We start from the raw sequence: 9,410 nt of genomic DNA on the forward strand, positions 1-9,410 counted from the left end.
AGGGCCGTGATCGGACGAATCGCGGCCCGGGCGCGACGTCGCCGTCGGGACGGGATCGCGCGGTGGCTCGCCTACACTGACCCGTCACGATGGCACCGAGCGTTCTCCGGCGCCGGTCTGCGACCGCAGCCGGGCTCTATCTCTCGGTGGCCCTCGGCATCCTCGGCACGATCGCGGCGGCGCGGATCCTCGGGCTCGAGGGGTTCGGTCGGTTCGCGACGGTGCTGGCGGTGGTCGGGCTCGCCCAGACCCTGCTCGACCTCACGGTCGAGGAGAGCCTCACCAAGTTCGGCTTCCGCTACGTCGCCGCGGAGAACTGGGGGAAGCTTCACCGCCTCTTTCGCCGAGCGCTCGAGCTGAAGCTCGTCGGGGGCGCCGTCGCCTCGCTCGTCCTCCTCGCGCTCGCGCCCGTGGCAGACACCATCTTCGGCACCGACGGGCTCGCCGGGCCGATGGCGGCCGGAGCGGCAATCCCGTTTCTCGCGTCGCCGGAGAACGTCTCCGCGAGCGCGCTCCTGCTGCGCGGACGCTACGACCTGCGCGGCCTGCTCCTCTCGGTGACGATGGGCGTCCGGCTGGTCGCGATCGTCGTCGGCGCCTCGATCGGCGTGACGGCCGCGCTCGGCGCGTTGGCGGTCGGCCAGCTGATCGCGACGGCGATCGTGGGGGCGGCCGGGACGGTCGCCCTGAGGCGGTTTCCCCGTGCCGAGACTCGACCGCTCGGAAGCGATCGCCGCGAGATCGTCTCGTTCGTCGTCCAGTCGAGCATCGCCACGGGCGTGGTCTCGCTCCGTACCGCGCTGACCCCGGTGCTGCTCGGCGTCGTCGCCGGGACGACGCAGGTCGGCTACTACCGGGTCGCGCTGGCCCCCCAGAGCGGGTTCTCGGCCGCGAGCGCCCCCGTCCGACTCGTGCTGCTGACCGAGCAGACGCGCGACTGGGAGTACGGACGCGCGCAGACGGTGCTCCGGGGGCTGCGGCGGTACTCGCTCGGGGCGGCCGCCGTCGCCGCGGTGGCCGTTCCCGTGTTCCTGCTCGCGATGCCGTGGCTCGTCCGCGTCGTGTTCGGGAGCGAGTACCTGCCGGCCGTCGACGCCGCCCGTATCGTCCTCGTCGCCGCGGCGATCCTGCTCGTGCTCGGCTGGTCGAAGTCGCTGCCGGTGACCATCGGCAGGCCGCACCTGCGGATCGTCACGCACGGCATCGAGACCCTCGTCCTGTTGCCCCTGGTCGTCGTGCTGGGCGCCCGCTGGGGAGTGACCGGCGCAGCGGTCGCGGTCCTGATCGCGACCATCGCGTTCGCGCTCACGTGGGCGGTCGTGCTCGTCCGCCTCAGGGAGGAGCTTCGCGCCGCCCGCCGTGTCGGCGAGCCGAGAGCGGTGGGCTCGTGAGGGTCGTGATCGTCTCGGGCATCTGGCCACCCGACGTCGGCGGCCCGGCGAGCCACGCCCCCGCGCTCGCGGACGCTCTCCTCGCGGAGGGCCACGAGGTGGAGATCGTCACGACCGCGGACGCACAGCCCGACGCCCGGCCGTACCGGGTGCGGTGGGTGTCGCGCGCCCGGAGCGCGCCCTTGCGCCACCTCGCCGTCGCGGGTGAGGTAGCGCGGGCGGCACGCCGCGCGGATCGCGTCTACGCGACGACGATGGTGCGGCGCGCGGCGCTCGGGGCCGCGCTCGCACGCAGACTCCTCGTGGTGAAGCTCGTTGCGGACGAGGCGTACGAGCGCGAGCGCCGCTCCGGCCGCTGCACGGGCACCCTGGAGGAGTTCCAGGTGCAGCGCGCCGGCCTTCGTGTCCGCGCGCTTCGAGCGACCCGCACCGCTGCGCTCAGGCGCGCGCGGCGCGTGCTGGTTCCCAGCGCCTACCTGCGCGAGGTCGCGCTCGGCTGGGGTCTCGAGCCAGGTCGCGTGACGGTCGTCCCCAACCCGGCCCCGGAGCTCGCTTCGCTCCCCCCGCGCGACGCCGCACGTAGGTCACTGGGGATCCGGGGGTTCGCGCTCGGCACGGCCGGCCGGCTCACCGCTCAGAAGGCGCTCGGAGATGCGCTGGACGCGCTTTCCCGCGTCCCCGACGTGGAGCTCCTCGTGCTCGGCGACGGGCCCGAGCGCGGAGCGCTCGAACGCCGCGCATCGCATCTCGGCATCTCCGGCCGGGTCCGCTTCCTGGGGGCCGGGACACGCGAGGACGTCGTCACGCTGTTCCGGGCCGCCGACGCGGCCTTGCTCACGTCGGCGTGGGAGAACCTCCCGCACACCCTGCTCGAGGCGCTGGCGGCCGGGACGCCCGTGATCGCGACGGCGGTCGGGGGCATTCCCGAGGTCGTGGTCGACGAGGAGAACGGCCTGCTCGTGCCGGCGGGATCGGTCGACGCGATCGCCGGGGCGATCGAGCGGCTCGTACGCGACGACGGGCTCCGGCAGGCGCTCGCGGCCGCGGCCGGGCCGTCGGTGGAGGAGCTCTCGGAGCCGCGTATCCTGCGGCGGATCGTGCGGGCCATCGAGGATGCGGAATGAAGCCGCGCGTCCTCATGGTCGGCCGCACGCGCTACCGGCTCCCGCTGAACCAATCGCTGGAGCGGAAGTTCGACGCGCTCCGCGAGCGGCTCGACCTGCGCGTCCTCGCGGCCGCACCTCGGGGTGCGTCCTCCGGGGACGCGACGTTCGCCCTCCAGCGCGGCACGCCGGTGCCCCCACTCGACGGGCCGCTCTTCTACGGCTCCCTGCCCGTGCGGATCGCGCGGGAGCTGAGGCGCGGGCCCGCTGACGCGATCGTCGCGCAGAGCCCGTACGAGGCGCTCGCCGCGCTGGCGGGTCGCAAGCTGGCCCGGAGCGATGCAGCGGTCGTCGTCGAGATCCACGGCGACTGGAGGACCTGGTCACGGCTCTACGGGTCGCGCGCCCGCGCGCTGGTTGCACCTCTGGCAGACCGGGCCGCGCTGGTGGCCATCCGCGGGGCCGACGCCGTGAGGACGCTGTCGCCGTTCACGACCGGCATCGTCCGCGAGGCCGGGGTCGAGCCGACGCTCTCGTTCACGACCTACACCGAGCTCATGGCGTTCGCCGAGCCGCCGGTCGCGCCGCTCCCCGGGCGCCCAACCGCCCTGTTCATCGGGGTGCTCGAGCGATACAAGAACGTCCATGCGATCGCAGAGGCCTGGCGGCTCGCCGCCCCGCGCGTCCCGGAGGCCACGCTGCGGATCGTCGGCGACGGGCGACACCGAGACGTCGCGGACGCGCTCGTCCGCGAGCTCCCCGGCCGCGTCTCCTGGGACCGGCGGCTCGAGACACCCGACGTGGTGAAGGCGTTCGACGATGCGTGGCTGCTCCTGCTGGCCTCGCGGTCCGAGGGGACGCCCAGGGTCGTGCTCGAGGCGCTCTGCCGCGGTCGGGCCGTCGTCGGCGCGCGGGCCGGAGGGATCCCGGACGTCGTCCGGGACGGGGAGACCGGGCTGCTCGTCGACCCCGACCGGCCCGGCGAGATCGCGGACGCTCTCGTCCGAATCCTCTCCGACCCCGCGCTCGCCGAGCACCTCGGCGCGGAGGGCAAGGCGCGCTCGTCGTCGTGGACCTACACCCCCGAGAAGTACGCCGCCGACGTCGCCGAGCTGGTGGAGCGAGCGGTCGAGGCCCGCGTCGCATGAGGCTCGTCGTCGTCACGCAGCAGGTCGACCCCGGGAGCCCGTCCCTCGGGGCGACGGTCGACAAGCTGCGCGCGCTCGCCGCCCGCGTCGACGAGCTGGTCGTGCTGGCGGACAGCGCCGTGGAGGGGACGCTCCCGGACAACTGTCGCGTGCGCCTCTTCCGGGCGTCGCATCGCGCCGGGCGCGGGCTGCGCTTCGAGTCGGCGCTCGCGCGTGAGCTCGCGCGGCGCCCGAGGCCCGCCGCCGTCATCGCGCACATGTGCCCCATCTACGCCGTGCTCGCCGCGCCGCTCGCCCGGCCCGCCGGCGTCAAGGTCCTGCTCTGGTTCACGCACTGGCGGCGGAGCCGCCTGCTGAAGACCGCGGAGCGGCTCTCGACGACCGTGCTCAGCGTCGACGAGCGGACGTTCCCGCTGCGCTCGCGGAAGCTCGTCGCGATCGGCCACGGGATCGACGTCTCAGGGCTCACGTGCGTCGATCGGCCCGACCGACAGCCGCTGACTCTGCTCGCCCTCGGTCGGACGTCGCCGGCGAAGGGCCTCGAGACGATCGTGCGCGCGGTCCAGCAGGTCGAGGAGGTCGCGCTGCGCGTGCACGGCCCGTCGATCACGGAGGAGGAGCGGCTCCACAGGATCGCGCTCGAGCGGCTCGTGATCGAGCTCGGCCTGCTCGACCGGGTAGACATCCGCGGCCCGGCGCCGCATCACACCGTCGCCGGCCTGTACGCGGAGGCGGACGCGCTCGTCAACGACATGCGCGAAGGGGCGACGGACAAGGTCGTCTACGAGGCCGCTGCGACCTGCCTGCCCGTGATCGCCTCCAACCCCGCCTTCGACACGCTCCTCCCGGAGGGGCTCCGCTTCGCGCACGGAGACGCCGGCGACCTCGCGACGGCCATCCGGCGCCTGGCGGAGATCGACCGGAACGATGTCGGCCGGAGGCTGCGCGAGACGGTCGTCCGCGAGCACTCGGTCGGCGTCTGGGCGGACCGGGTCGTCTCGCTCGCGGGATGAGCGCGCGGGTGCTGCACGTCGCGAAGGTCGCCGGGATCTCGGGCGCCGAGAGCCATCTGCTCCTCCTGCTGCCCGGGTTGCGGGAGCGTGGCTTCGACGTCCGCCTCGTGATGCTCCACGAGGACGAGCCCGGTGCCCGGGACTTTGCCTCGCAGCTCGAGGAGGCAGGGGTCCCGGTGGAGCGGCTGCGTCTCCCGCGGGCGCTCGATCCGCAGGCGTTCGCACGGCTGGTCCGCTTCGTCCGGCATGTCCGGCCGGCGATCCTCCACACGCATCTCGTCCATGCCGACTTCCACGGGCTGCCGGCGGGTCGGCTGGCCCGCGTGCCCGTGCTCGTCTCGACGAAGCACGGCTTCAACCCGTTCCGCGGCAACCGGGCGTTCGCGGCCGCCGACCGAGCCGTTGCGCGGCTCGCAGACGTGCACGTCGCGATCTCGGCCGGCCTGGCGCGGTATCTGGCCGAGAGCGAGAGGTTCGACGAGGCCGACTTCGAGATCGTCCACTACGGGATCGAGCCGGGCCCGAGCCCGCCGCCGCTCCCCGGGGCGCCGCGGCTCGCGATCGTCGGCCGCCTGATCCCGATCAAGGGCCACGAGGTGCTGCTGCGGGCGCTCGCCACGGTCGGGGGCGACCTGCCCGAGGCCACCCTGGAGATTGCTGGAGACGGGCCGCTCGAGCAGGAGCTGCGGGCGGGCGTCGTCCGGCTCGGGCTGGATGACCGCGTGTCGTTCCTCGGCCGCGTCGCGCCTGCGACCCCGGTCTTCGAGCGGGCCGAGATCGTGGTCGTGCCGTCATTCGGCGAGGGCTTCGGGATGGTCGCACTCGAGGCGATGGAGCGTGGCCGGCCCGTGATCGCCAGCGCCGTCGGCGGCCTCCCGGAGATCGTGGAGGCCGCCCGCACGGGCCTCGTCGTTCCCCCCGGGGACGTTCAGGCGCTCGCCGCGGCCATCGGCGAGCTCGCGAAGGACGGGAGCCGCGCAGCCGCGATGGGCGCAGCCGGGCGTACCCGGGCACTCGAGGAGTTCTCCCAGAGCCGTTGCACCGATCGGATCGAGGCGCTCTACCGGGAGGCGCTGGCCGCAGCCGGGGCTCGCCGCTTGCGCAGGAGCCCCCATGCGCGCTCGAGTGCGAACGCGGCGAGCAGCGCCAGCACGAAGTCCCAGGGCGCTCGGTAGCGCACCGTCCCCGCGAAGACCATCGCCGCAAGCGTGTTGTAGCCCAGCAGGAGCCCGGCCAGCGCGGCGAACCGCCGCGGCGCGAGGAACGCGCCCCAGAGCGCGAAGGCGTAGAGCACCATGACGAACGCCGGCTCCACCGTGCGCTGAAGGAAGTCCGAGAGGCCCTGCTGTGCCGGATCGTCCGCCGAGACGGTCAGGAACGGCGACCAGAGCATGCCGACGGCCTGGACGGCGAGCCTGGCCTTCTCGCCGGGCTCGTCGCGCCAGAAGTCGATGACCTCGTCCCGGTAGAAGGTCGCCTGGGCGCACTCGTCCACCGCCTTCGCCGCAGCCACCGAGATCCCGGCGGCCTTCTCCGGCCAGGGCGGGACGCCCGGGAGGTCGGGGACGTCGTCGATCCAGCCGCCGCCGGCGAGGACGTCGTACGTCGCCGGGTTGTTCGCCTTCCAGAGCGCGCGGGTGTCGGTCGTGATCGTCGCGCACCCGATCACGACGTCGTTGCGGACGACCCACGGCGCGGTCACCGCCGCCGCACCGACCACGACGAGCAGCGCCGACGCGATCGCGCGGCGACCGGGTCGGATGCGCCAGGCGGCGTACGGGGCGAGCACGAGCGGCAGGAGCAGGAGCCTGGCGTTGGAGAGGACCGCGAGCCCGATGACGGCGCCGAGCGCGAGGGCGAGCAGCAGGGAGCGGCGTTCGTACACGAGCAGGGCGAGGAGGACGATCGCGGCCGCGAGCAGCCCGTCGAGGATCTCGCGGTTGACGTGGACGTCGTGCCAGACGAGGTACGGGTGCAGGGTCGCGACGAGTGCCGCGATCACTCCCGTCCTGAGCGAGGCGAGACGGCGTCCGATCATGAGCACGAGCAATGCCGAGGCGACCGCGACGGCGATCTGGGCGAGCCCCACGACGACCCACGAGCGGTCGAGGGGCCAGTACAGCGCCGCCAGGAACCAGGCGTACAGCGGTTGCGTGTAGGCCGACGGGACGTCGGGCAGGAAGCCGAACGTCCCGCTTGCGACAAGCGTCCGGGCGAACGTGTCGCTCTTCTCGACGTACTCCTGGAGGACGTCCTCGCGCTCGATCGCGAGCGCGGCGAGCCGGGGCAGCGCGGCCGCCGCGGAGACCACGATTGCCGCGAGCGTCGAACGTGGTATCCGTTGCGCGATGCCGCCCACGACTCAGGAACGGTACGCAGTGGTCTCCTGTCACGTGGAGCGACCGCTCGACGACCGCGTCTGGGCCGCCTTCTCGGCCTTACAGGAGCGCAGGCCGGGTGGCTTCTGCGTCGCGGCGCTGATCCGGCCGCCGGACCCGGATGCGGGTGAGAACGACGACGAGCTGTGGCTCATCCGCGCGCGCGAGGCCTCCGACCGGGGGCCGCTCGGCCACCACACGCATTTCACGAGCCCGACGCACGCGCGTCCGACCGCCGGCCCGACCGGAGAGCGGGTGCTTCGCGAAGGGGCCTGGCTGTACGAGCACGGCCTCCGGCCGACGCTCTTCTGCGGCGGCGGCTGGTACACCGATCGCTCGGTCGCCCTCGCCTGCGCGAAGCTCGGCTACGCGGACTGCACGCCCCGCACGACCCGTCCGTCGTACCTCCCCGACGACGCCGCCTGGGCCGAGTTGGCGATGCCGGCCCGTCTCGACCTCGGCGAGGCGGCGATCGCGGCCGTGCCGACGACGCACGGCCCGGGCGATCTCGCACGGGCGCTTCTTCGCCCGGCTCTCTCGCCGCGTGTCCACGCGTATTTCCACGACACGGACCTCGTCCACGCCGGGCGGCGCGCCCTGATCACGTCGACGCTCGCCCTGCTCGGACGGCGCAGGCCCGTGGCCGACCTCGACGTCGTCGCGGCCACGGTACGCGACCACGGTACGACGCTCGGCTGGGAGACCGTCGCGCGCGGCGAGGCGGCCGCCCCCCGAGCGTAGAATCCGGGCGTGCCGAGCCAGGCACCCACGAGCTCGAAACCGGTGTCGAGCACGGCGCCGTCGGACGGCTCGGCCGACATCCGCCGCTCCCGCGTCTACCTCCTCTCGCGCGGCCCGCTCTCCGGGCTGTTGCGCCGGGCCGTGAGCATCGTCGCCCTCGTCGCCGCGGACATCGCGGGGCTCGCCCTCGGGGTCTACGTGGCGCTCGTCCTGCGCTCGCTCGTCTACGGGGACACGGTCTACTGGTCGCTCCTCTGGGACACGGGGCCGGCGGAGTGGCTGCCGTTCCTCGCGCCGATCACCGTCCTCGTCTTCCTGCAGGCGGGGCTGTACGCGCCGCGCGAGCGGCGCGCCGGGTCGGGACGGATCCTCGCCGCCCTCGTGCTCGTGGCGCTGATCGTGCTCGCGTTCGGGCTCGGGACGGACTACGACTTCACGACGACGGGGCTGATCCCGACCGCGGTCGCGACGAGCGCGCTCGCCATCGGGCTCCTCCGCGCAGCCTACGACTCGGTCTCCCTCGAGCTGATGGGCCTCGCAGGCGTCCGGCGCAGGCTCGTGCTCGTCGGCGAAGGACACACGCTCACCGATCTCGAGCGCCAGCTCCGTGCCGCCCGCGGGGGGATCGGGGTCGACGTCGTGGGGACGCTCAACGCAGGTCGGGGCCCCTCGATGCTGGGCAGCTCGCTCGACCGGCTGGTGCACATGCTCGAGCGCGAGCGGCCGGACGAGCTCGTGCTCGCCGAGGCGGACTTCGACGAGCAGACGGTCCTCGGAGTCGTCCAGCTCGCTCACCGGCATGGGGTGAAGGTGAAGCTCGCCCCGACGACGACCGAGCTGCTCGTCCACGAGGGGCAGTACGTGCCGGGTCAGGGCGTGCCCCTGTTCGAGCTTCGTCCCCCGATGCTGACCGGTGTCGAGTGGGCGACGAAGCGTGCGTTCGACCTCGTCGTGTCCCTCGTCTTCGCCGTCGTCGGAATCCCGCTCTGGCTGCTCGTCGCCGCGGCGATCAAGCTCGACTCCCGCGGGCCCGTGCTCTACGTCGACCGGCGGGTCGGGGTCGGCGAGCGAGAGTTCGGCATGTTCAAGTTCCGCACGATGGTCGCGGATGCCGCCGAGCAGCAGCCGGAGCTCGAGGAGGAGAACGAGGCAACGGGGGCGCTCTTCAAGATCCGTGACGACCCGAGGGTCACCCGGGTCGGGCGGGTGCTCCGACGCCTCTCGCTCGACGAGCTGCCGCAGCTCGTCAACGTCCTGCGGGGGGAGATGAGCCTCGTCGGCCCGCGGCCCTTGCCCCTGCGCGACCACGCGATGCTCGAGGACTGGCACCGCGCCCGCGCACTCGTGCTTCCCGGGATGACGGGGCTCTGGCAGATCTCGGGTCGCTCGGGCCTCGAGTTCGACGATCTCGTGCGGCTCGACTTCACGTACATCGAGAACTGGTCGATCTGGTCGGACGTCTCGATCATCGCGCGGACGATCCCGGCCGTCCTGAGCGGCCGCGGCGCGTACTGACCTCGGGTCCGCGCCCCCGACACGCCGTCGGGCTACTGCCCGCGGGGCTTGGTGGGCGAGGTCGGTGTCAGACACGGTTCTCTGTCAAGCCCCGTCGGGGCCAGACTCGTGCCGATCGCTC

General features: G+C 73.5%; 8 protein-coding genes. 7 read left to right on the plus strand and 1 reads right to left on the minus strand.

The features are described from left to right. The first annotated feature begins 89 nt into the window (after positions 1-89). Genes VFO26_RS07675 through VFO26_RS07695 form a run of 5 tightly spaced genes read left to right on the plus strand, consistent with a single transcriptional unit; the run spans position 90 to position 5,830 of the window. Complete coding sequence (locus VFO26_RS07675) at positions 90-1,391, plus strand: lipopolysaccharide biosynthesis protein (protein ID WP_325114342.1); 1,302 nt, start codon at positions 90-92, stop codon at positions 1,389-1,391. Continuing rightward, entirely contained in the window at positions 1,388-2,515 is a 1,128-nt protein-coding gene (locus tag VFO26_RS07680) for a glycosyltransferase family 4 protein (protein ID WP_325114343.1), read from the plus strand. Before VFO26_RS07675 ends, VFO26_RS07680 begins: the two co-directional genes overlap by 4 nt. Then, positions 2,512-3,642, plus strand: coding sequence for a glycosyltransferase family 4 protein (locus tag VFO26_RS07685; protein ID WP_325114344.1), 1,131 nt, complete (start codon positions 2,512-2,514; stop codon positions 3,640-3,642). The genes VFO26_RS07680 and VFO26_RS07685 overlap by 4 nt, the downstream gene beginning before the upstream one ends. Continuing rightward, a complete protein-coding gene (locus VFO26_RS07690) occupies positions 3,639-4,655 on the plus strand; it encodes a glycosyltransferase family 4 protein (protein WP_325114345.1) in 1,017 nt (338 codons plus the stop codon). Before VFO26_RS07685 ends, VFO26_RS07690 begins: the two co-directional genes overlap by 4 nt. Further along, complete coding sequence (locus tag VFO26_RS07695; protein ID WP_325114346.1) at positions 4,652-5,830, plus strand: glycosyltransferase family 4 protein; 1,179 nt, start codon at positions 4,652-4,654, stop codon at positions 5,828-5,830. Before VFO26_RS07690 ends, VFO26_RS07695 begins: the two co-directional genes overlap by 4 nt. Here VFO26_RS07695 and VFO26_RS07700 read toward each other — a convergent pair. After that, on the minus strand, positions 5,716-7,014 hold the full coding sequence (locus tag VFO26_RS07700) for a glycosyltransferase family 39 protein (protein WP_325114348.1): 1,299 nt from the start codon (positions 7,012-7,014) through the stop codon (positions 5,716-5,718). The two genes, VFO26_RS07695 and VFO26_RS07700, sit on opposite strands and share 115 nt — an antisense overlap. Here VFO26_RS07700 and VFO26_RS07705 point away from each other — a divergent pair. Continuing rightward, positions 7,004-7,774 (plus strand): hypothetical protein, encoded by a 771-nt coding sequence (locus VFO26_RS07705; RefSeq protein WP_325114349.1) that lies wholly within the window; start codon positions 7,004-7,006, stop codon positions 7,772-7,774. The genes VFO26_RS07700 and VFO26_RS07705 overlap by 11 nt on opposite strands. Positions 7,775-7,783: 9 nt before the next feature. Then, a complete protein-coding gene (locus VFO26_RS07710) occupies positions 7,784-9,289 on the plus strand; it encodes a sugar transferase (RefSeq protein ID WP_325114350.1) in 1,506 nt (501 codons plus the stop codon). The last annotated feature ends 121 nt before the right edge of the window (positions 9,290-9,410 follow it).

Origin of the sequence: Gaiella sp. (assembly GCF_035710885.1) — a bacterium.
Classification (GTDB): Bacteria; Actinomycetota; Thermoleophilia; order Gaiellales; family Gaiellaceae; genus Gaiella.

What these genes read in the sequence shown, in the direction of transcription:
- VFO26_RS07675 (WP_325114342.1), top strand. Translation starts at nt 90, where the DNA reads ATGGCACCGAGCGTTCTCCGGCGCCGGTCTGCGACCGCAGCCGGGCTC.
- VFO26_RS07695 (WP_325114346.1), top strand. Translation starts at nt 4,652, where the DNA reads ATGAGCGCGCGGGTGCTGCACGTCGCGAAGGTCGCCGGGATCTCGGGC.
- VFO26_RS07685 (WP_325114344.1), top strand. Translation starts at nt 2,512, where the DNA reads ATGAAGCCGCGCGTCCTCATGGTCGGCCGCACGCGCTACCGGCTCCCG.
- VFO26_RS07690 (WP_325114345.1), top strand. Translation starts at nt 3,639, where the DNA reads ATGAGGCTCGTCGTCGTCACGCAGCAGGTCGACCCCGGGAGCCCGTCC.
- VFO26_RS07705 (WP_325114349.1), top strand. Translation starts at nt 7,004, where the DNA reads ATGCCGCCCACGACTCAGGAACGGTACGCAGTGGTCTCCTGTCACGTG.